The 22,038-nt window shown below is 63.2% G+C and carries 19 protein-coding genes; 14 read left to right on the top strand and 5 right to left on the bottom strand.

Translation table 11 applies throughout. The features are described from left to right. Position 1: 1 nt before the first annotated feature. Positions 2-3,439: a transcription-repair coupling factor gene (gene mfd, locus HU825_RS18290; RefSeq protein ID WP_234302622.1), complete on the bottom strand. Its 3,438-nt coding sequence runs from the start codon at positions 3,437-3,439 to the stop codon at positions 2-4. A gap of 159 nt (positions 3,440-3,598) precedes the next feature. Here mfd and HU825_RS18285 point away from each other — a divergent pair, with 159 nt between their 5' ends. The 10 genes from HU825_RS18285 (at position 3,599) to sthA (ending at position 14,019) form a co-directional block, all read left to right on the top strand. Continuing rightward, a complete protein-coding gene (locus tag HU825_RS18285) occupies positions 3,599-5,050 on the top strand; it encodes a glyceraldehyde-3-phosphate dehydrogenase (RefSeq protein ID WP_043299338.1) in 1,452 nt (483 codons plus the stop codon). A gap of 331 nt (positions 5,051-5,381) precedes the next feature. Further along, the gene (locus HU825_RS18280; RefSeq protein WP_234302621.1) at positions 5,382-6,719 is read left to right on the top strand and encodes a Na(+)-translocating NADH-quinone reductase subunit A; all 1,338 of its coding nucleotides are present in this window, start codon (positions 5,382-5,384) and stop codon (positions 6,717-6,719) included. A gap of 3 nt (positions 6,720-6,722) precedes the next feature. Next, positions 6,723-7,934 carry an NADH:ubiquinone reductase (Na(+)-transporting) subunit B gene (locus HU825_RS18275; RefSeq protein ID WP_043299342.1) on the top strand — a complete coding sequence of 404 codons (1,212 nt, stop codon included), beginning with the start codon at positions 6,723-6,725 and terminating at the stop codon, positions 7,932-7,934. After that, positions 7,927-8,712: a Na(+)-translocating NADH-quinone reductase subunit C gene (locus tag HU825_RS18270; RefSeq protein ID WP_043299343.1), complete on the top strand. Its 786-nt coding sequence runs from the start codon at positions 7,927-7,929 to the stop codon at positions 8,710-8,712. The genes HU825_RS18275 and HU825_RS18270 overlap by 8 nt, the downstream gene beginning before the upstream one ends. Continuing rightward, positions 8,709-9,383: an NADH:ubiquinone reductase (Na(+)-transporting) subunit D gene (locus HU825_RS18265; RefSeq protein ID WP_175415042.1), complete on the top strand. Its 675-nt coding sequence runs from the start codon at positions 8,709-8,711 to the stop codon at positions 9,381-9,383. Before HU825_RS18270 ends, HU825_RS18265 begins: the two co-directional genes overlap by 4 nt. Continuing rightward, positions 9,383-9,991, top strand: a complete 609-nt coding sequence (gene nqrE, locus HU825_RS18260) for an NADH:ubiquinone reductase (Na(+)-transporting) subunit E (RefSeq protein WP_008570687.1) — start codon at positions 9,383-9,385, stop codon at positions 9,989-9,991. Before HU825_RS18265 ends, nqrE begins: the two co-directional genes overlap by 1 nt. Before the next feature lie 13 nt (positions 9,992-10,004). Then, positions 10,005-11,228 (top strand): NADH:ubiquinone reductase (Na(+)-transporting) subunit F, encoded by a 1,224-nt coding sequence (nqrF, locus tag HU825_RS18255; protein WP_234302620.1) that lies wholly within the window; start codon positions 10,005-10,007, stop codon positions 11,226-11,228. Between the two features lie 105 nt (positions 11,229-11,333). After that, on the top strand, positions 11,334-12,257 hold the full coding sequence (locus HU825_RS18250) for an FAD:protein FMN transferase (protein WP_234303425.1): 924 nt from the start codon (positions 11,334-11,336) through the stop codon (positions 12,255-12,257). Next, positions 12,254-12,487 carry a (Na+)-NQR maturation NqrM gene (gene nqrM / locus HU825_RS18245; RefSeq protein WP_234302619.1) on the top strand — a complete coding sequence of 78 codons (234 nt, stop codon included), beginning with the start codon at positions 12,254-12,256 and terminating at the stop codon, positions 12,485-12,487. The genes HU825_RS18250 and nqrM overlap by 4 nt, the downstream gene beginning before the upstream one ends. Positions 12,488-12,624: 137 nt before the next feature. Then, the gene (sthA, locus tag HU825_RS18240) at positions 12,625-14,019 is read left to right on the top strand and encodes a Si-specific NAD(P)(+) transhydrogenase (protein WP_138300232.1); all 1,395 of its coding nucleotides are present in this window, start codon (positions 12,625-12,627) and stop codon (positions 14,017-14,019) included. A 150-nt stretch (positions 14,020-14,169) separates the two neighbouring features. On the opposite strand, the gene HU825_RS18235 is transcribed toward sthA, so the two are convergent. The 3 genes from HU825_RS18235 to HU825_RS18225 are packed head-to-tail and all read right to left on the bottom strand — an operon-like array spanning position 14,170 to position 15,780. Next, positions 14,170-14,904, bottom strand: coding sequence for a glycerophosphodiester phosphodiesterase (locus HU825_RS18235; RefSeq protein ID WP_234302618.1), 735 nt, complete (start codon positions 14,902-14,904; stop codon positions 14,170-14,172). After that, positions 14,901-15,203 carry a phosphodiesterase gene (locus HU825_RS18230; RefSeq protein WP_234302617.1) on the bottom strand — a complete coding sequence of 101 codons (303 nt, stop codon included), beginning with the start codon at positions 15,201-15,203 and terminating at the stop codon, positions 14,901-14,903. Before HU825_RS18230 ends, HU825_RS18235 begins: the two co-directional genes overlap by 4 nt. A gap of 4 nt (positions 15,204-15,207) precedes the next feature. Next, entirely contained in the window at positions 15,208-15,780 is a 573-nt protein-coding gene (locus tag HU825_RS18225; protein WP_054095090.1) for a PilZ domain-containing protein, read from the bottom strand. 98 nt (positions 15,781-15,878) lie between these two features. Here HU825_RS18225 and HU825_RS18220 point away from each other — a divergent pair, with 98 nt between their 5' ends. The 3 genes from HU825_RS18220 to HU825_RS18210 are packed head-to-tail and all read left to right on the top strand — an operon-like array spanning position 15,879 to position 19,076. Then, positions 15,879-17,126: a lipoprotein-releasing ABC transporter permease subunit gene (locus HU825_RS18220; protein ID WP_043299355.1), complete on the top strand. Its 1,248-nt coding sequence runs from the start codon at positions 15,879-15,881 to the stop codon at positions 17,124-17,126. Between the two features lie 7 nt (positions 17,127-17,133). Next, complete coding sequence (gene lolD / locus HU825_RS18215) at positions 17,134-17,832, top strand: lipoprotein-releasing ABC transporter ATP-binding protein LolD (RefSeq protein WP_234303424.1); 699 nt, start codon at positions 17,134-17,136, stop codon at positions 17,830-17,832. Further along, complete coding sequence (locus HU825_RS18210; RefSeq protein WP_234302616.1) at positions 17,832-19,076, top strand: lipoprotein-releasing ABC transporter permease subunit; 1,245 nt, start codon at positions 17,832-17,834, stop codon at positions 19,074-19,076. The genes lolD and HU825_RS18210 overlap by 1 nt, the downstream gene beginning before the upstream one ends. A 9-nt stretch (positions 19,077-19,085) precedes the next feature. On the opposite strand, the gene HU825_RS18205 is transcribed toward HU825_RS18210, so the two are convergent. Next, positions 19,086-19,601, bottom strand: coding sequence for a DUF2062 domain-containing protein (locus tag HU825_RS18205; protein ID WP_043299361.1), 516 nt, complete (start codon positions 19,599-19,601; stop codon positions 19,086-19,088). Between the two features lie 150 nt (positions 19,602-19,751). Here HU825_RS18205 and HU825_RS18200 point away from each other — a divergent pair, with 150 nt between their 5' ends. Next, positions 19,752-21,974 (top strand): DNA internalization-related competence protein ComEC/Rec2, encoded by a 2,223-nt coding sequence (locus HU825_RS18200; RefSeq protein ID WP_234302615.1) that lies wholly within the window; start codon positions 19,752-19,754, stop codon positions 21,972-21,974. Positions 21,975-22,038 lie beyond the last annotated feature (64 nt).

Genomic DNA, 22,038 nt, shown 5'->3' with positions numbered 1-22,038 from the left:
CTTATGCGCTGGGCGCGAGCCTTTCGAGCAACGCTTCGAGGGTGTTGAAGCGCTCTTCCGGGCGTTCCATCGGTACCTGGAACTTGAACATCGTCGCGCCTTCGAATTTGTAGCGGTTCGGCTGGCTCTGGATCAGCTTGATCAGCACCAGCGGATCGACCGAGGTATCGGCGGAGAACTCGATGCGCCCGCCCTGCGGGCCGGCGTCGATCTTGACGATGCCGAGCTTCTCGGCCTGCAGCTTGAGCAGCGTCAGGCGCACCAGATTCTTGGTCGGCTCGGGCAGCAGGCCGAAGCGGTCGATCATCTCCACCTGCAGTTCCTTGAGGCCATCCTCGTCGGCGGCATTGGCAATGCGCTTGTAGAGAATCAGCCGCGCATGCACGTCCGGCAGGTAGTCGTCGGGGATCAGCGCCGGCAGGCGCAGGTTGATCTCCGGGCCGCCGCCGAGTGGCTGCTCGAGGTTTGGCTGCTCGCCCTTGCGGATGGCCTTGACCGCGCGCTCGAGCATTTCCATATAGAGGGTGAAGCCGACGGCCTGGATCTGTCCGCTCTGGCCTTCGCCGAGCAGTTCGCCGGCACCGCGGATTTCCAGGTCGTGGGTGGCCAGGACGAAGCCGGCGCCGAGGTCCTGGGCGTTGGCAATGGCCTCCAGGCGCTTCTGCGCGTCGTCGGTCATCTGCTTGCGCGGCGGGGTCAGCAGGTAGGCGTAGGCCTGGTGGTGGCTGCGCCCGACGCGGCCGCGCAGCTGGTGCAGCTGAGCGAGGCCGAACTTGTCGGCACGCTCGATGATGATGGTGTTGGCGCTCGGCACGTCGATGCCGGTCTCGATGATGGTCGAGGCCACCAGCACGTTGAAGCGCTTGTGGTAGAAGTCGCTCATCACCTGTTCGAGATCGCGCTCGCGCATCTGTCCGTGGCCGATGGCGATGCGCGCCTCCGGCACCAGCTCGGCGAGGTCGGCGGCGCACTTCTCGATGGTTTTCACGTCGTTGTGCAGGTAGTAGACCTGACCACCGCGCAGCAGCTCGCGCAGCAGGGCTTCCTTGATGGTCGGGTTGTTGGCTTCCATGACGAAGGTGCGCACCGACAGCCGGCGCGCCGGCGGCGTGGCGATGATCGACAGGTCGCGCATGCCGGCGATGGACATGTTCAGCGTGCGCGGGATCGGCGTGGCGGTCAGCGTGAGGATGTCCACTTCGCTGCGCAGTGCCTTGAGCTGCTCCTTCTGGCGCACGCCGAAGCGGTGTTCCTCGTCGATGATGACCAGCCCCAGGTTGCTGAATTTGACGTCGTCCTGCAGCAGTTTGTGGGTGCCGATGAGGATGTCGATCTTGCCTTCGGCCAGCTCCGCGATGGCGCTCTGCACCTCCTTGGCCGATTTGAAGCGGCTCATCACCTCGACGCGCACTGGCCAGTCGGCGAAGCGGTCGCGGAAGCTGTTGTAGTGCTGCTGAGCGAGCAATGTGGTGGGCACCAGAACCGCGACCTGCTTGCCGCCATGCACGGCGATGAAGGCGGCACGCATGGCCACTTCGGTCTTGCCGAAGCCGACGTCGCCGCAGACCAGGCGGTCCATCGGCTTGGCCGAGAGCAGGTCCTCGCGCACCGCATCGATGGCGGCCTGCTGGTCCGGTGTTTCCTCGAAGGGGAAGCCGGCGGCGAAGGTCTCGTAGTCGACCTGGGGGTCCTTGAAGGCATAGCCCTGGCGTGCGGCGCGACGGGCGTAGATGTCGAGCAGTTCTGCAGCCACGTCGCGTACCTGCTCGGCGGCCTTGCGCTTGGCTTTCTGCCAGGTTTCCGAGCCGAGCTTGTGCAGCGGCGCCAGGGCGTCGTCGCTGCCGGTGTAGCGGGCAATCAGGTGCAGGCTGGCGACCGGCACATAGAGCTTGGCTTCGTCGGCGTACTGCAGCAGGAGGAATTCCTGCGCCTGGCCTTCGATCTCCAGCGTGACCAGCCCCTGATAGCGGCCGACGCCATGGTCGATGTGCACCACCGGCGAGCCTTCGCGCAACTCGGTGAGGTTCTTGATCACGTTGTCGCCGTCGCCTCGACCCTTTTCGCGGCGCCTGCGCTGCATCACGCGCTGCCCGAACAGCGGGCTTTCGGCGATCAGCGCGAGTTCGTCGAGCAGCAAGCCTTCATCGAGCGGGGCGATGGTGATCGCCAGCCGTTGGTCGCTGCCGAGAAAGCCGGACCAGCCTTCGACTTCCTGCGGGCGCAGTTTCAGCCGGGCGAGCAGTTCCAGCAGCACCTCGCGGCGGCCGGCGGACTCGGCGGTGAACAACACGCGGCCCGGATAGCTTTCGAGAAACTGACGCAGCTTGCCCAACGGCTCGCCGGCCTTGGCCTCGATTGCCAGGTCCGGCAACGCCTGCGCCGGATAGCGCTCGCGACCGATGCCGGGTTCGACGTCTTCCTGGCTGGCCACCACGCGCGGCCATTGCTTGAGGCGGGCAAAGCAGTCCTCCACCGGCACGAACAGCTCGCCGGGCGGTAGCAACGGGCGCTGCGGATCGACGCGGCGCTCCTCGTAGCGATTGCGCACATCGGTCCAGAACTGCTCGGCGGCCTGTTCGATCCCGGGCAGCGAAAATACCTGGCTGTCCTCAGGCAGATAGTCGAAGAGGGTGGCGGTTTCTTCGTAGAACAGCGGCAGGTAGTACTCGATACCTGCCGGGGTGATACCGGTGGAAAGATCCTGATAGATCGGGCAGCGGCGGAAGTCGACGTCGAAGCGTTCACGAAAGCGTGCGCGAAAGCCGGTGACCGCTTCCTTCTTCAGCGGGAACTCGCGCGCCGGCAGCAGACGGATCGACTCGACCTTGTCGATCGAACGCTGGTTCTCCGGGTCGAAGGTGCGCAGCGTCTCGATCTCGTCGTCGAACAGGTCGATGCGGTAGGGCTTGGCGCTGCCCATCGGGAAGATGTCGATCAGCGCACCGCGCACGGCGAACTCGCCGTGTTCGTAGACGGTATCCACACAGCGGTACCCCGCGGCTTCCAGGCGCAGACGCATCTGCTCCACGTCGAGCTTCTGGCCCACGTCCAGCACCAGGCTCGAACCGAGCAGGAAACGCTTGGGCGCCAGCCGGTGTAGGGCAGTGGTGATCGGCACTACCAGCACGCCGTGGCTCAGCTCCGGCAGTTGGTAGAGCGTGGCGATGCGCTGGGAAATGATGTCCTGGTGTGGCGAGAACAGATCATAGGGCAGCGTTTCCCAATCGGGGAAATGCAGCACGGACAGCTCGGGCGCGAAGAAGGCGAGCTCTTCCTGCAGGCGCTCGGCGCTCTGGCTGTCGGCGGTAAGCAGGAGGGTGAAGCGTTTGGCGTTGCTGGCGGCTTCGGCAATGGCCAGGCTCAGCGCGGCTCCGGGAAGGTTGCCCCAGTGTTGCTTGCCGCTGGCGGCAGGCAGGGGCGCAAGGCGCAGGACGGACACGAGTGGGCGTGGCTCCGATCGAAAAAATAGGCCGCCGGGATTGTAACTATCGCGGTGCAGGGCTGTCAGTGTTTCGTCCGCTGCAGATTGCCGGCGCTAGGGTGCGCCGTCATAATGTAGCCCCTTTTCTCAGCCCCTACATGTTGGAAGGAACTGCCCGTGACTCAGAAGCCCGACCAGTGTCTTGGTGAATGGATTGACCGCGAAGCGCTCGCCGAAGCGATGATTCCGTTGATTGGTCAGCTGTACCGCAACAACAACGTGGTGACTTCGATCTACGGGCGCGGCCTGATCAATCGCTCGGTGATCGCCATTCTCAAGGCGCACCGCTTCGCGCGTCACCGTATCGCCGACGAGGCCGAGCTGTCGGTACATGATACCTTCCAGATCCTCAAGACCATGAGCGAGATGAACCTGGGCGCTGCTTCGGTTGACCTCGGCAAGCTGGTCGCCAAGTTCAAGCAGGCTGGCGAAGGCCGCACTCTCGAGCAGTTCGTGCGTCAGGAACTGGCGGAAGTGGCTGACAAGCGTCATACCGCAACCGGCCGCAAGGGCACCGACGTGGTGCTGTATGGTTTCGGCCGCATCGGCCGCCTGCTGGCCCGTATCCTGATCGAGAAGACCGGCGGCGGCGACGGCCTGCGCCTGCGCGCCATCGTCGTGCGCAAGGGCGCCGACAACGATCTGGTCAAGCGCGCCAGCCTGCTGCGTCGCGACTCGGTGCACGGTCCGTTCGATGGCACCATCACCATCGACGAAGCCAATAACACCATCACCGCCAACGGCAACCTGATCCAAGTGATCTATTCCAACGATCCGGCCTCGGTGGACTACACCCAGTACGGCATCGAGAACGCGTTGCTGGTCGATAACACCGGCAAGTGGCGTGACGCCGAAGGCCTCGGCCAGCACCTCAAGTGCCCGGGCGTTGCCCGCGTGGTGCTGACCGCACCGGGCAAGGGTGAGCTGAAGAACATCGTGCATGGCATCAACCATGCCGACATCACCGCTGACGACAAGATCATTTCCGCCGCATCCTGCACCACCAACGCTATCGTGCCGGTGCTCAAGGCCGTGAATGATCAGTACGGCATCGTCAACGGTCACGTCGAAACCGTTCACTCGTACACCAACGACCAGAACCTGATCGACAACTTCCACAAGGGCAGTCGTCGTGGTCGCAGCGCTGCGCTGAACATGGTGATTACCGAGACCGGTGCTGCCACCGCCGCCGCCAAGGCGCTGCCGGTGCTGAAGGGCAAGCTGACCGGCAATGCGATCCGCGTACCGACGCCGAACGTGTCCATGGCCATTCTCAACCTGAATCTGGAAAAGGCCACCAGCCGCGACGAGATCAACGAGTATCTGCGCCAGATGGCCATGCACTCGGATCTGCAGAAGCAGATCGACTTCGTCAACTCGCAGGAAGTTGTATCAACAGATTTCGTCGGCTCGCGTCATGCCGGCGTGGTGGACGCCGAGGCCACCATCTGCAATGACAACCGTGTCGTGCTGTACGTCTGGTACGACAACGAGTTCGGCTACAGCTGCCAGGTGGTTCGCGTGATGGAAGACATGGCCGGCGTCAACCCGCCTGCCTTTCCCCGCTAAGCGCATCGCCAGCTGAAACGAAACGGGAGCCTGTGGCTCCCGTTTCGCGTTTCTGGGGTAACGAAAAACGGCCGAGCATCGCCGGGCTGTGGTGCGCGCACTGATGTTTTATTACGCAAGCGAGCTGCCGCTATGCGGCGAAGGTGTAGATAAAAACGCTCGGTACCGGGTGGTCAGTCGGCGCGCCCCCCCCCTATAATCGGGCGGATTTTTCACTTGGGGCCGTGACATGGCGTCGCGCTGATGAGCTATCGGCGCGAGCGGTGTGGCGTTTTTTTGCTATCAGTCGCTTGGCTGAAAAAGCTTTCAGAATAAGTGGTTAAGCAAACCGATGATCAATATAAAACGAGGGCTGGACTTGCCCGTAGCCGGCGCGCCAGCGCAGCGTATCGAGGCTGCGAGGCCGGTGCGCAGCGTGGCCGTGATTGGCTTCGACTACCCGACCATGAAGCCGACCATGAACGTGCAGGTCGGGGATCGGGTCAAGCTAGGGCAGTTGCTGTTTTCCGACAAGAAATCTCCAGGCGTCAACTTCACCGCGCCCGGCGCCGGTGTCGTCAGCGCCATTCACCGCGGCGAGAAACGTGTCCTGCAGTCGGTTGTGATCGACCTCGAGGGTGATGACGAGCTGACCTTTGCTGCCTATAGCAGCGCTCAGCTGGATGGTCTGACAAGCGATCAGGTTCGCGAGAATCTGCAGCAGTCCGGCCTGTGGACCGCGCTGCGTACGCGTCCCTACAGCAAGGTGCCGGCGGTCGATGCCGTGCCGAGTTCGATCTTCGTGACCGCGATCGATACCCATCCGTTGGCGGCCGATCCGGCGCTGATCATCGCTGAACGGGCCGACGCCTTCGAGGCCGGTCTCAAGACTCTCGCCCGGCTCGCCAAGGTGTTCCTGTGCAAGGCGCCGAGCGCGACGCTGCCCGGCGAAGGCCTGACCAACGTGCAGGTCGAGGCATTCAGCGGTCCGCATCCGGCAGGTCTGGCCGGCACGCACATCCATTTCCTGGATCCGGTCAGCGCCAGCAAGAGTGTCTGGAGCATTGGCTATCAGGACGTGATCGCCATCGGCCTGCTGTTCACCAGCGGGCGCCTGTCGGTCGAGCGTGTCGTTGCGTTGGCCGGTCCGGTAGTGACCGCGCCGCGCCTGCTGCGCACGCGTCTGGGCGCCAATCTGGACGAGCTGACTGCGGGCGAACTGCAGCCCGGCGGCAATCGCGTGGTTTCCGGTTCCCTGCTCGGTGGACGTACCGCGCATGGGGCATTCGCCTACCTCGGCCGTTATCACCATCAGGTTTCCTGCCTGCGCGAGGGCAAGGAGCGCGAGATGCTGCATTATCTGCGCGCCGGTGCGGAGAAGCATTCGATCCTCAACATCTATATCTCCAAGTTGATGGCAGGCAAGAAGTTCGCCTTCTCCACCTCCACCAACGGCAGCCCGCGAGCCATGGTGCCGGTCGGCAATTATGAGGAAGTGATGCCGCTCGATGTACTGCCGACCCAGCTGCTGCGTTCGCTGATCGTCGGCGATACCGAGATGGCACAGAAGCTCGGCTGCCTCGAACTCGACGAGGAAGACCTGGCGCTGTGCAGCTATGTCTGCGCTGGCAAATACGAATATGGCCCGATCCTGCGGGACAACCTGACCCGCATCGAGAAGGAGGGCTAAGGCATGGGCATTCGCGCATTCCTCGACAAGATCGAGCACCATTTCGAGAAAGGCGGGCGTTACGAGAAGTGGTACGCGCTCTATGAAGCGGCGGACACGTTCCTCTATCGTCCCGGCAGCGTCACCAAGACCACGGCACATGTGCGCGACGGCATCGATCTCAAGCGGATGATGATCACCGTCTGGCTGTGCACCTTCCCGGCCATGTTCTTCGGCATGTGGAACGCCGGCTACCAGGCCAACCTGATCTACGCGGCCAATCCGGAGTTGCTGCAGTCGCAGTCGGACTGGCAGTTCGCGCTGACCGGGCTGCTGGCCGGGTTCGATCCGGGCAGTCTGTGGGATAACGTCATCCAGGGCGCGGCGTATTTCCTGCCGATCTATGCGGTGACCTTCATCGTTGGTGGCTTTTGGGAGGTGCTGTTCGCCTCCATTCGCAAGCACGAAGTGAACGAAGGCTTCTTCGTCACTTCCGTGCTGTTCGCCTTGACCCTACCGCCGAGCATTCCGCTGTGGCAGGTCGCGCTGGGTATCAGCTTCGGCGTTGTGATCGGTAAGGAGGTGTTTGGCGGCACTGGCAAGAACTTCCTCAACCCGGCACTGACCGGCCGCGCGTTCCTGTTCTTTGCCTATCCGGCGCAGATCTCCGGCGACCAGGTCTGGACCGCGGTCGACGGCTATGCCGGCGCTACTGCGCTGAGCCTGGGCTACGCAGGCGGCATCGAAAACGTGATCGACCACGGCATCAGCTGGATGGATGCCTTCGTCGGCACGATCCACGGCTCGATCGGTGAAACCAGCACGTTAGCGATCTTCATTGGCGGGGCAGTTCTGCTACTGACCAAGATCGCGTCCTGGCGCATCGTATCCGGTGTGATGCTGGGCATGATCGGCCTGAGCTCCCTGTTCAACCTGATCGGCTCGGACAGCAATCCGCTGTTCGCCATGCCCTGGTATTGGCACATGGTGGTCGGCGGCTTCGCCTTCGGCATGATCTTCATGGCCACCGATCCTGTCTCGGCCTCGATGACCAATACCGGCAAATGGATCTTCGGCGTGCTCATCGGCGTGATGGTGGTACTGATTCGCGTGGTCAACCCTGCGTTCCCCGAAGGCATGATGCTGGCGATCCTGTTCGCCAACCTCTGTGCACCGCTGATCGACCACTTCGTCATCCAGGCCAATATCAAGCGGAGGCTGGCGCGCAATGTCTAGTAAAAAAGAATCCACCGCGCGCACGCTGACGGTGGCCCTGCTGGTCTGCCTGGTCTGCTCGGTGTTCGTCGCGGGCGCCGCGGTCGCACTGCGGCCGACGCAACAGCAGAACGCGCTGCTGGACAAGCAGCGCAGCATCCTAGCCATCGCCGGTCTCGGTCAGGCCAACATGTCCGCCAAAGAGATTCGGGCCCTGTACGGCGAGCGCATCGTGGCCCGACTGGTCGATCTGCAAACCGGCAAGTTCAGCGATGAGTTCGACGCGCAGGACTTCGACCCGCTGGCTGCTGCCAAGGATCCGGCGTTGTCCGCATCCCTGCCGGGGGAGCAGGACATCGCCTCGATCAAGCGCCGCGAGCACTACAGCATCGTCTATATGGTGGAGAAGGACGGCCAGCTGGATACGCTGATCCTGCCAGTCCGCGGCTATGGGCTGTGGTCGACGCTCTATGGCTTCATGGCGGTCAAGGGTGACCTGAATACCGTCGCCGGGCTGGGCTTTTATCAGCATGGCGAAACCCCGGGTTTGGGCGGCGAGGTCGACAATCCGAAATGGCGTGGCCTGTGGCCAGGCAAGGAGCTGTTCGACGATGGCAAGCTGGCTGTCCAGATCATCAAGGGCAGCGTCGATCCGCAGAGTCCGAAGGCCGATCACCAAGTGGACGGCCTGGCCGGGGCAACCCTGACCAGCAACGGGGTAAACAACCTGTTGCATTTCTGGCTGGGCGAGAACGGATTCGGTCCTTTTATCGCTAACCTGCGCGCCGGGGAGGCTTGAGCATGTCGCAACCTACAGTCAAAGAAGTTCTGATCAACCCGATCATCGCCAACAACCCGATCGGCCTGCAGATCCTCGGCATCTGTTCGGCGCTGGCGGTCACTTCGAACCTCAAGACCGCCGTGGTGATGTCCATCGCCCTGACGCTGGTGACGGCGTTTTCCAGCATGTTCATCTCGATGATTCGCACGCAGATTCCGGGCAGCATCCGCATGATCGTGCAGATGGTGATCATCGCTTCCCTGGTGATCGTGGTGGACCAGATCCTCAAGGCCTATGCCTTCAGTCTGTCCAAGCAGTTGTCGGTGTTCGTCGGTCTGATCATCACCAACTGCATCGTGATGGGACGCGCCGAGGCGTTCGCCATGCAGAACCCACCGGTGCTGTCGTTCTTCGACGGCATTGGCAACGGCCTGGGCTACAGCGCGATGCTGCTGGTGCTCGGCGTGATCCGCGAGCTGTTCGGTGCCGGCAAGCTGATGGGTTACACCATCATTCCGGTGGTCAACGATGGCGGCTGGTATCAGCCCAACGGACTGCTGCTGCTGCCGCCCTCGGCGTTCTTCCTGATCGGCCTGATCATCTGGGGCATCCGTAGCTGGCGCACCGAGCAGGTCGAGAAGCCGACCTACCGGATGGCACCGCAAGTCTCGAACAAGGAGGCTTACTAATGGAGCACTACATCAGCCTGTTCGTGCGCGCCGTGTTCATCGAGAACATGGCGCTGGCGTTCTTCCTCGGCATGTGTACCTTCATCGCGATTTCCAAGAAGGTGGAAACCGCCATCGGCCTGGGCATCGCGGTGGTCGTGGTGCAGGCTATTACCGTACCGGCCAACAACCTGATCTACACCTACCTGCTCAAGGCCGGAGCCCTGTCCTGGGCCGGACTGCCGGACGTGGATCTGAGCTTTCTCGGCCTGCTGAGCTACATCGGCGTGATCGCCGCGATCGTGCAGATCCTCGAGATGCTGCTCGATAAGTACGTGCCCAGCCTGTACAACGCGCTGGGCGTGTTCCTGCCGCTGATTACCGTGAACTGCGCGATCATGGCCGGCTCGCTGTTCATGGTCGAGCGTGACTACAACCTGGCGGAAAGTACCGTCTACGGGGTCGGCTCAGGTCTGTCCTGGGCGCTGGCCATCGCTCTGCTGGCGGGCATTCGCGAGAAGCTCAAGTACAGCGACGTACCGGATGGCCTGCAGGGTCTGGGAATCACCTTCATCACCATCGGGCTGATGTCGCTGGGCTTCATGTCATTTTCTGGCGTACAGCTCTAAGGACGGGATGCAGATGAGTTACGAAATTTTCCTCGCCATCGGCATGTTTACCGCCATCGTGCTCGCGCTGGTGGTGGTGATCCTGGCGGCACGCGCCAAGCTGGTTTCCAGCGGTGATGTCAGCATTGAGATCAACGGCGAGCGCACCATCACTGTGCCTGCCGGCGGCAAGCTGCTGCAGACGCTGGCGTCCAACAACATCTTCCTGTCGTCGGCCTGTGGCGGCGGCGGTACCTGTGCGCAGTGCAAGTGCATCGTCGAAAGCGGTGGCGGCGAGATGCTGCCCACCGAGGAGTCGCACTTCACCCGGCGCGAAGCTGGCGAGGGCTGGCGTTTGTCCTGCCAGACGCCAGTCAAGGCGGACATGAAGATCGAAGTGCCGGAGGAGGTCTTCGGCGTGAAGAAGTGGGAATGTACGGTCGAGTCGAACCCGAACGTCGCCACCTTCATCAAGGAGCTCACGCTCAAGCTTCCCGAAGGCGAGAACGTGGACTTCCGCGCTGGCGGTTATGTGCAGCTGGAATGTCCGCCGCACACCGTGCGCTACAAGGATTTCGACATTCAGCCGGAGTTTCGCGCCGATTGGGACAAGTTCGATCTATGGCGCTATGTCTCCAAGGTCGACGAGACCACTATCCGCGCTTATTCGATGGCCAACTACCCGGAAGAACGGGGCCTGGTCAAATTCAACATCCGGGTAGCGTCGCCACCGCCGGGACGTGACGATATCCCGCCGGGCAAGATGTCCTCCTGGGTGTTCAGCCTCAAGCCCGGCGACAAGGTGACCGTGTACGGTCCGTTTGGTGAATTCTTCGCCAAGGATACCGATGCCGAGATGGTCTTCATTGGTGGTGGCGCGGGCATGGCGCCAATGCGTTCGCACATCTTCGATCAGCTCAAGCGCCTGAAGTCCAAGCGCAAGATGAGCTTCTGGTATGGCGCGCGCTCGATGCGCGAGGCCTTCTATGTTGAGGAATACGACCAGCTACAGGCGGACAATCCGAACTTCCAGTGGCACCTGGCACTGTCCGATCCGCTGCCCGAAGACAACTGGCAGGGGCCGACCGGCTTCATCCACAACGTCCTTTTCGAGAACTACCTCAAGGATCATCCGGCGCCGGAAGACTGCGAGTTCTACATGTGCGGCCCGCCGATGATGAACGCCTCGGTAATCAAGATGCTCACCGAGCTGGGAGTCGAACCGGAGAATATCCTGCTCGACGACTTCGGCGGCTAGCACATGAGCCGAGCGATACTGCAGCCCGTCATCGCTGTCGCCTTGGCGGCGACGATGACGGGCTGCCTGTTTCAGGACAAGATCGAGTCCTTCGACGGCCCGACCATGGGCAGTACCTTTTCGATCAAGTACGTGCGCAGCAGTGGCGTGGCGGACAAACAGACACTGCAGCGGGAAACCTCGAACATCCTGACGGAACTCGACCGGCAACTCTCCACCTACCGTGCCGATTCCGATATCGAGCGTTTCAATGCGCTGCCGGCCGGCAGCTGCGAAGTGATGCCGCCCGCCGTGCGGTTGCTGGTCGAGGCTGGCGAGCAACTGTCACAGCAAACGGATGACGCTTTCGACCTGACCCTCGAACCGCTGCTGAACCTGTGGGGATTCGGTCCGCAAGGGCGTGTCGAGCAGACTCCTGGCGAGGCACAGATCGCCGAGGTAATGCAGCGAGTCGGTCACGAACACCTGCGTATCGAAGGCGAGCAGCTATGCAAGAACGCCGCTGTGGAAGTGGACTTCAACAGCATCGCTGCTGGCTATGCCGTGGACCGAGTGGCGCAGCGTCTGCAGGAGCTCGGTGTGAGCAGCTACCTGGTGGAGATCACCGGCGAACTCAAGGCGCAGGGGCGCAAGCCCGATGGCGCACCTTGGCGGATCGCTATCGAGGCGCCGCGTGACGATCAGCGCGTTGCCCAGCAGGTCATTGAACTTGATGGCCTGGCAATTTCCACTTCGGGTGACTACCGCAACTACTTCGAGCGCGACGGCAAGCGTTATTCACATACGCTCGACCCGCAGACGGGGCGTCCGGTCGAGCATAAGCTGGCGTCGGTGACGGTGCTCGACGGTTCGGCCTTGCAGGCCGATGGTCTGTCGACCGCGTTGATGGTGCTAGGGCCCGAGCGTGGTTTCGAGTTCGCCAGCCAGCATCGGATCGCCGCGTTCTTCGTGATTCGCGAAGGACAGGGTTTCGTAACCAAGAGCACCGATCGCTTCGAACAAGTCATCGGTGCGGGAGCAAAGCAATGACCTGGCTACTGGTATTTCTGTTCATGCTGCTCGTGGTAGCTGGCATGGCCATCGGTGTGATCATGGGCCGCAAGCCGATTGCCGGTTCCTGCGGTGGCATCGCCAATCTGGGCATCGAGAAAGAATGTTCGATCTGCGGCGGCAGTCGCGAGAAATGTGAAGAAGTGAACGAGGCGAGCAAGAGTCGCGGCGATAACGCGGCACTGGCTTACGACGCAGCCAAGCGCTGATTGTGCTTGCGGGCGCTGCCAGGTACTCGCCCGTACGGATGCGCTGGCTACCGCGCCTACGCGTAGGGTCGCCTCTGCCCGGCGTTCAGCGAATTTGTTGACAGCGGCGCTGGTTCGCCGCGTTCTCAGGAGTGTATATGGCTGTCTATAACTACGATGTGGTGGTGTTGGGTTCCGGTCCGGCTGGGGAGGGCGCGGCGATGAATGCCGTGAAGGCGGGGCGCAAGGTCGCCGTGGTGGACAATCGCCCGTTGGTAGGTGGTAACTGCACGCATCTGGGCACCATCCCGTCCAAGGCGCTACGTCACTCCGTCCGCCAGATCATGCAGTACAACACCAACCCGTTGTTCCGTCAGATTGGCGAGCCGCGCTGGTTCTCGTTTCCCGATGTGCTGAAGAGCGCCGAGAAAGTGATCAGCAAGCAGGTCACCTCGCGCACCGGCTACTACGCGCGCAACCGCATCGACACCTTCTTCGGCACCGCGAGCTTCTCCGACGAGCAGAGCGTCGAGGTGGTGTGCCTCAATGGCATGGTGGAAAAACTGGTCGCCAACCAGATCGTCATCGCCACCGGCTCGCGTCCGTATCGCCCGGCGGACATCGACTTCAACCACCCGCGCGTCTACGACAGCGATACCATCCTGAATCTCAGCCACACGCCGCGCCGGATGATCATTTACGGAGCTGGAGTGATCGGCTGCGAATATGCCTCGATCTTTAGTGGTCTTGGCGTTCTGGTTGACCTGATCGACAACCGCGACCAGCTGCTCAGCTTCCTCGACGACGAAATCTCCGATGCGCTGAGCTATCACCTGCGCAACAACAACGTGCTTATTCGCCACAATGAGGAATACGAGCGGGTCGAAGGCCTGGACAACGGGGTGATCCTGCATCTCAAGTCCGGCAAGAAGATCAAGGCCGATGCGTTCCTATGGTGTAACGGCCGAACCGGCAACACCGACAAGCTGGGGCTGGAGAACATCGGTCTGAAGGCCAATAGCCGCGGACAGGTACAGGTGGACGAGTTCTATCGCACCGCGGTCGGCAATATCTACGCGGCTGGTGATGTGATCGGCTGGCCCTCACTGGCCAGTGCGGCCTATGACCAGGGACGTTCGGCCGCCGGCAGCATTGTTGACAACGACACCTGGCGCTTCGTCGACGACGTGCCGACCGGTATCTATACGATTCCGGAAATCAGCTCCATTGGTAAGAACGAGCGCGAGCTGACACAGGCCAAGATTCCCTACGAAGTCGGCAAGGCGTTCTTCAAGAGCATGGCGCGTGCACAGATCTCCTACGAGCCGGTCGGCATGCTGAAGATCCTTTTCCATCGCGAAACACTGGAAGTGCTAGGCGTGCACTGCTTCGGCTATCAGGCCTCGGAAATCGTGCATATCGGTCAGGCGATCATGAACCAGAAGGGCGAGGCGAATACCATCAAGTATTTCGTCAACACCACCTTCAACTACCCGACGATGGCCGAGGCCTATCGCGTTGCCGCGTTCGACGGGCTCAACCGGCTTTTTTGAGCGGCTCCGACCGGTGGCCTGAGCCGGTCGGAGGCACCAGCGATTCCCGCGACTGGCGTTGGCCGAACCGGGAGAGCCTGTGATCAGGTAGCGAAACGGCGCGGTTTCAGCCCGAATGCTCGGGCTGATGACCGTAGCCAGTCGGGCCTGTCAGGCGCCGCAGCCGCCGTGGCCCAGCGTTTCGACAGCCAGGCCGGGAAAATCGGTGATCAGGCTGTCGACGCCGAAATCGGCGAGCCGGCGCATCAGCGCCGGTTCGTTGACCGTCCAGACCGACACGTGCAGCCCTTGCTGCTGAGCCTTCGCCAGACGCTCAGGCGTGCACAGCGTCCACTTCAGTGCAAGGAGCTGGCAGCCGTGGTGATGGGCGACCTTGAGCGGATCGAGCCAGGCGTATTCGGCAACCAGTCCGCGGGAAATCTCCGGCGTCAGGCGCCTGAGCGCATGCAGCACCTCGCGCGAACCTGACGTGACGGTGATGCGTTCGAGCAGACCATGGTGCTCGGCCAGTTCGCGGATCGCCAGTACCGTGCGCGCCGCACGTTCGCGCGAAGCGCTCTTGACCTCCAGTTGCCAGTGCTCGAAGTCGCACTTCTCGAACAGTTCGCTCAAACGCGGGATCGGGCAGGGTTGTTTCCAGCCCGGTCCCCCCAAGCGCGCGTCGTAACCGGCCAGTTCCTCGGCGGTGTGCTGGAGGACCTTGCCGCGCCGACCGGTGGTGCGCTTGAGGGTAGGGTCATGGATGACCATCAATTGGCCATCGCCAGACAGATGGAGGTCCAGCTCGCAGCGGCGGACGCCATGCTCCAGGCAGCGCTGAAAGCTGGCCAGGGTGTTTTCCGGCGCCTCGCCTTTGGCGCCACGGTGGCCGTAGATCAGGGTCACGGTAGGGACTGTTCCTGTGCAGGGTGAGTGGGCTGATGATGAAGCACGCTGTTGATCACTCGGTCGTTCTCGAAGTACACCGAGAACTCGCGGTAATCCCAGCGGAGGATCGGGGGTCTGCCGACTGCGGGATGCTCCTGGTCGGCGAGGCCGAAGCGTTCGAGAACGTCGTGCTTGTGCTCGCCCCGCGCGGGCACGTCGATGTTCGACGGGCCTTGCTGGCCCAGCGGTATACCGATTTCCTCGGCCACGGCGGGATTGCCAGCGAGCAGGAGCAGCAGATACGACAGGCGCAGCATGAATTCAGCTTCCTTGTAGAGGGCCACGGGCCAGACGCCGTTGCAGCGCCTGTTTCTGCAGGATATGCCTGGCCAGCAATTGCCGCTGTGCATCCGTCAGCGCTTCGAACTCGGTACCCAGCTGAAAGCCGCCTTCGGCGTCAGCCGCGCAATGGGTCACACGGGCCGGTAATCTCAGCCCCAGCCCCTGTGGCAGCAGGACCAGCTTGAGAGTGAGCAGTGTGCCGATCCCTAACGCGGTGTCATGGCGGAAGCTGACGCCGCCTTCGGAGAGCACCACCGTGCGCGCCGGGCCGATGTCCTTGAGCAGGTCTTGGGTCAGCGCCTGGCCGATCAGTTCGATGCGCTTGTTCTGTACCTTCAGGTAGCTGGCCAGCGTGCGGTTGCCTTCGGCGATCTGGCGCAGCAGGTGCTGGGCTTCGAAGTCCAACTGATGCAGCTCGCCGAGCAGATCGAACAGCTGCTGACGCTCGTCGTCCGAAGCGGTCGGCGGCTGGGTATCGGGGATGATTTCCAGTGCGATCCGGTCCTCGATACGATAGTATTCCCGGCGTTCTTCAGTGTCTTGTGTTGGCATGGCGATACCCAGGCAGCGTGATGGCCAGAGTGTATCAGGCCTTGGGACTATCCCTGTCGCATGCTCGTTTCTTCCCCCGCCAGCGAACCCGTCGATCTATGTTCAGACCGCTGTCCGTTTATATCGGAGCGCGTTATACCCGCGCCAAACGCCGCAGCCTCTTCGTTTCCTTCATATCGCTGACGTCCATGATCGGGCTGGCGCTCGGCGTGCTGGTGATGATCGTCGTGCTGTCGGTGATGAACGGCTTCGATCACGAGATGCGCACCCGGGTGCTCGGCATGGTGCCGCACGCCACCATCGAAAGCCCTGTGCCGGTGGACGACTGGCAGCAGCTGAGCGAGCGCCTTTCCCAGCACCCGCAGGTGGTCGCGGTGGCGCCGTTCATCCAGATGCAGGGTCTGCTGACGCACGAGGGGAAGGTCAGCAAGATCCTGATCAATGCGGTCGATCCGCAGATCGAGCCACAGGTTTCGATCATCGATCGCTTCTTCCGCGAGGGCGAGCTGGCCGCGCTCGCGCCCGGTGAGTTCGGCATCGTGATCGGTGACAAGGCGGCGCAGAAACTCGGCGTGGGCGTTGGCGACAAGCTCACCTTCGTTGCGCCTGAGGTGACGGTGACGCCGGCCGGCATGTTTCCGCGCATGAAACGCTTTACCGTAGTCGGCATCTTCCACGTCGGCGCCGGCGAGATCGACGGTTACGTTGCGCTGGCCAACATCGCCGATCTGGCTCGCCTGCACCGTTGGAAGCCCGATCAGGTCCAGGGGCTGCGCCTGCGTTTCGCCGATCTGTTCCAGGCGCCGCGGATCGCCTGGGAGCTAGCCGGTCAGCTGGACGGTGACTTCTATTCACGCGACTGGACGCGGACTCACGGCAACCTCTACCAGGCGATTCGCATGGAAAAGGCGATGATCGGCCTGTTGTTGTTGCTGATCGTCGCCGTGGCGGCGTTCAACATCATTTCGACACTGGTCATGGTGGTCACCGACAAGCGCGGCGACATCGCCATCCTGCGCACGCTGGGCGCGACGCCGCGGCAGATCATGGCGATCTTCATGGTGCAGGGCACGGTGATCGGTGTGGTCGGTACGGTGGTCGGTGCCGGTCTCGGCATCCTGGCGGCGCTGAATATCAGCAGCTGGATCGCCGCGCTGGAGCGGCTGATCGGCCACAAATTCCTCAGCGCCGATGTGTATTTCATCGACTACCTGCCGTCGCGGCTGATGGCCGCCGATGTCGTGCAGGTGTGCGTCGCGGCGCTGCTGCTGAGCTTTCTCGCCACCCTGTATCCGGCCTGGCGCGCCGCGCGCACCCAGCCGGCGGAGGCGCTTCGTTATGAGTGAACGAGTTATGCATGAGCTGTCCTCCCAAGATCGCGCGGTGCTCAGCTGCCGCAACCTGGGCAAGCGTTACGAACAGGGGCCGGAATCGGTCGATGTGCTGCGCTCACTGCAGCTGGAACTGTTTCCCGGCCAGCGCGTGGCAATCGTCGGCAGTTCCGGCTCCGGCAAGAGCACCCTGCTGAATCTACTGGGTGGGCTCGATACGCCGAGCGAGGGCAGCGTCTGGCTGGCCGGCGAGGAGCTGTCCGCGCTGAGCGAGAAGGAGCGCGGCCTGCTGCGCAATCGCGCGCTGGGCTTCGTCTACCAGTTTCACCACCTGCTGCCGGAATTCACCGCGCTGGAGAACGTCTGCATGCCGTTGCTGATTGGCAAGGTGGCGATCCCCGAGGCGCGCCAGCGTGCCGGCGAGTTACTGGCCCGCGTGGGGCTCGGTCACCGCCTGGAGCACAAGCCGGCCGAGCTCTCCGGTGGCGAGCGCCAGCGGGTGGCGATCGCCCGTGCACTGGTCAACCGGCCGGCGCTGGTACTGCTCGACGAGCCGACTGGCAACCTAGACCATCACACCGCGCAGGGCATTCAGGATCTGATGCTGGAGCTGAGCACCTCGCTGCGTACCGCGTTCCTGGTGGTTACTCACGATCGCCAGCTGGCGGCGCAGATGGATCAGGTTTTGCGTCTGGAAGACGGCCGACTGGTGGCCGAATAATGTTCCGCCCGCTGAGCGTCTTCATCGGCAGCCGCTATACCCGTGCCAAGCGGCGCAATCACTACATCTCGTTCATTTCCCTGACCTCGCTGATCGGACTGTCGCTGGGGGTGCTGGCGATGATTCTGGTGCTGTCGGTGATGAACGGCTTTCAGCGTGAGATGAGCGCACGGATTCTCGGCATGGTGCCGCACGCCACGATCGACGGTAGTCAGCCGCTCGACGACTGGCAGGCGCTGGCGCAGCGGTTGCGGACGCACCCCGAGGTGCAGGCCGCAGCGCCGCTGACCCAGCTCGAGGGCATGCTCTCGTTCAAGGGCAGCATGCAGCCGCTCCAGGTCAGCGGGATCGAGCCACAGGTCGAAGGCGACGTCTCGATCGTGGCTTCGCGCATGGTTGCCGGCAGTCTCGATGACCTCCGGGCGGGCGAGTTCGGTGTGATCATCGGCATGATCACCGCCCGGCGCTTCGGCCTTTCGGTGGGCGACAAGCTGACCCTGATCGTACCGGAAGTCAGCGCGACCCCCGGTGGCATCACCCCGCGCATGCAGCGCTTGAACGTCGTTGGCGTGTTCAAGGTCGGCGCCGATCTGGATGGCAGCCTGGCGCTGATCCATCGCGCCGACGCCGCGCAAATTCGCCGCTGGCAGCCGGAGCAGGTGCAGGGCGTGCGGGTCAAGCTGGACGACCTTTATCGCGCACCGCAGGTGGCTGGGCAATTGCTGGCTCAGTTGGGCGAAGGCTACCGTGCGGAGGATTGGTCGCATACGCAGGGCAGCCTGTTCAGCGCGATGAAGATGGAGAAGACCATGATCGGCGTGTTGCTGATGCTGATCGTGGCGGTCGCGGCATTCAACATCATCGCCACGCTGATCATGGTCGTGGCCGATAAACGCGCGGACATCGCCATCCTGCGCACGCTGGGCGCAACGCCACGGCAGATCATGGCGATCTTCATGGTACAGGGCAGTCTGATCGGCATCAGCGGTACGTTGATCGGCATCGTGCTCGGCGTGCTCGGCGCGTTGAACGTGAGCGAACTGGTCGGCTGGCTAGAGCGAGTGACCGGCCAGCATATCTTCAGCTCCGACGTGTACTTCATCAGCACGCTGCCATCTGAGTTGCGCTGGGAGGATGTGGCGATCGTCGCCGTATCGGCGTTGAGCCTGAGCTTCCTCGCGACGCTGTATCCAGCCTGGCGCGCCGCGCAGACGCAGCCAGCGGAGGCGCTGCGTTACGAATAAGGGCGGCGCTCAGCGCCGGCCGTTCTGCCGCCGGCGCCAGCTACGCCCGACCCACCAGCGCCAATAGGCCTGCGTGCCAACATAGCCCAGCACGGCAGAACCGATTGCCGCTACCAGCGAGCCGAGATACAGCGGCTGCCAGTTGTTCTGCAGCAGCTGCGTCACCCAGGCCAGGGTGAGTTCATCCGGCATGCTCAGTGCGGGGGCATCCATCAGCCAGGCGCCGAGCTTGTACGTGCAGAAGAACACCGGCGGCATCGTCAGTGGATTGGTCAGCCAGACCAGGCCGATGGCGATTGGCAGGTTGGCTCTGGCTGGCAGGGCGCAGCTCGCTGCAGCGAGCATCTGCATGGGCATGGGAATCAGCGCCCAGAACAGACCGATGGCCATGGCCCGGGATACCGAATGGCGATTGAGATGCCACAGGTTGGGATCGTGAATCAGCGCGCCGAGAAATCGCAGCGACTTGTTAGTCTTGATGCGGTCGGGATGCGGCATGTAGCGTTTGAAGAAGCGACGCGGCATGGAGATTCTCGGGCGAACGGAGCTCGGCGAATTATGCGCTGTTTACCGTGCAGGATCGGCAGCGCTTTTGTCACATAAGGTCTCCTGTCCGATAGGGCGCGGTAGGCGCGGTACGACTTCCGGGGAATGGATTCCGAGGAGGAAAAGAACATGCGGGCAGGGATGCTGGCATTGGCCATGGGTTTGTTGTTGCCGCGCTTTCTGCCGGAGTTGCCAGCGGCCTGGGCATTGATTGTGCTGGGCATGTTGGGGCTGCTGTGCCTGTTGCGACCAGCATCCCGGCCGCTGGCCTGGTTGTGTTTCGGCCTGCTCTGGGCGTCTCTGCAGATGCAGGCGGCGCTGGACGGGCGGCTCGCCAGCGAACTCGACGGTCGCACGTTCTGGCTCGAAGGTCAGGTGCTCGGGCTGCCGGCCGCGCAGGACGGTGTGGTGCGCTTCGAACTCGGCGACATCCGCTCGCGGCACGCCGGCTTGCCGCCGCGCCTGCGCCTGGCTTGGTATGGCGGTCCGCAGCTGCGCGCCGGTGAGCGTTGGCGGCTGGCAGCGCGGCTGAAACGCCCGCACGGACTGGTTAACCCGCATTCGTTCGATCATGAGGCCTGGCTGCTAGCGCACCACATCGGCGCGACCGGAACGGTCAAAACCGGCGAGCGTCTGCGGGAAGCGGTTGGTGCCGGTAGCTGGCGCGATCGCTTGCGTGCCCGATTGTTGGCTGTCGAGGCGCAGGGCCGGCAGGGCGCGATCGCGGCGCTGGTGGTCGGCGATAGCTCGGGCCTGTCACCAACGGATTGGCGCATCCTGCAGGACACCGGGACGGTGCACCTGATGGTCATCTCCGGCCAGCATGTAGGCATGCTGGCCGGCCTGCTGTACGGGCTGGTGGCGCTGTTGGCGCGCATCGGTTGGTGGCCGCGACATCTGCCGTGGCTGCCCTGCGCCTGTACGGCGGCCTTCGCTGGCGCCCTCGGTTACGGCTGGCTGGCCGGGTTCGAGGTGCCGGTCCAGCGGGCCTGCGTGATGGTGGCAGTGGTGCTGCTCTGGCGTCTGTGCTTTCGTCAGCTGGGTGTCTGGCTACCGCTGCTGATCGCGCTCGACGGTGTCCTGTTGTTCGATCCGCTGGCCAGTCTGCAGCCGGGGTTCTGGTTGTCCTTCGGCGCCGTCGCCTTGCTCGCCTTGACGTTCTCCGGACGACTGGGCGCCTGGCGCTGGTGGCTGACTCTACCGCGTGTGCAGTGGGCGATGGTGGTGGGCTTGCTGCCCTTGATGCTGGCGTTGGGGCTGCCGATCAGCGCCAGCGGGCCCTTGGCGAATCTACTGGCAGTGCCCTGGGTTGGTCTGACGGTGCCGGTGGCGCTGCTCGGCACCGCGCTGCTGCCGTTGTCAGGCCTTGGCGAAGGTCTGCTGCTACTGGCGGGCTGGTCGCTGGGATGGCTGTTCCAGTTGCTGGAGCTGTTCGCGGACTGGCAGGCAGCCTGGATAGTGGAGAGCCTGCCGCTCTGGGCCTGGTCGCTGGCGACGGTGGGCGCGCTGATGTTGCTGCTGCCCGCCGGCGTGCCGTTCCGTGCGCTGGGGGCGCTGCTCCTGCTGCCACTGCTGTATCCGTCGACGCCGCTGCCGCTTGCCGGCAAAGCCGACGTCTGGGTGTTCGATGTTGGGCAAGGCCTCTCGGTGCTGGTGCGCACCCGCTCCCATGCCTTGCTTTACGATGCCGGCCCACGCCACGGTGACTTCGACACGGGCGAGCGAATCGTCTTCCCGTCGCTGCGGCGGCTGGGAGTGGATCGGCTGGACGTGCTGCTGATCAGTCATGCCGACAGCGATCATGCCGGCGGCGCGGTGGCCGTGCAGCGACTGCTGCCGACGCAGCGAGTGCTCGGCGGCGAACCGGCGCGACTGCCGGCGGTGCTGCAGGCGCAATCCTGCGAGAGTCAGACCTGGCGGTGGGACGGCGTGCGCTTCGGCCTCTGGCGCTGGGCGCAGGCGGCGGATGGCAACCAGTCGTCCTGCGTGCTGATGATCGAGGCGGGAGGCGAGCGCCTGCTACTGACCGGCGATATCGATGCGCGGGCGGAACAGGCGCTGGTGCAGAGTGACTGGCCGCTGGCGGCGCACTGGCTGCTGTTACCGCATCACGGCAGCAACAGTTCCTCTTCGCTGCCTTTTCTTTCGGCGGTACGGCCGCAGAATGCGCTGATCTCACGCGGCCGCCACAATGCGTTTGGTCATCCTCATCCGATGGTCATCGGACGCTTGCAAGACGTAGGCGTGCGGCTGTACGACACTGCCGAGTCAGGCGCGCTGAAGGTTGAACTGGGGGCGTTTCACGAAGCGCGTGGTTTGCGCGAGCAGCGCCGATTCTGGCGGGAAAAATGAGAACGGCGGCGGTCGGCGGGCTGCGGACCCTATGCTAGAGTGGCGCCACTTTTTCGAGGGGGAT

The sequence above is a fragment of the Pseudomonas phenolilytica genome, from assembly GCF_021432765.1.
Classification (GTDB): Bacteria; Pseudomonadota; Gammaproteobacteria; order Pseudomonadales; family Pseudomonadaceae; genus Stutzerimonas; species Stutzerimonas phenolilytica.
Note: the sequence above shows the minus strand (reverse complement) of the source record. Positions and strands in the feature narration are given on the sequence as shown.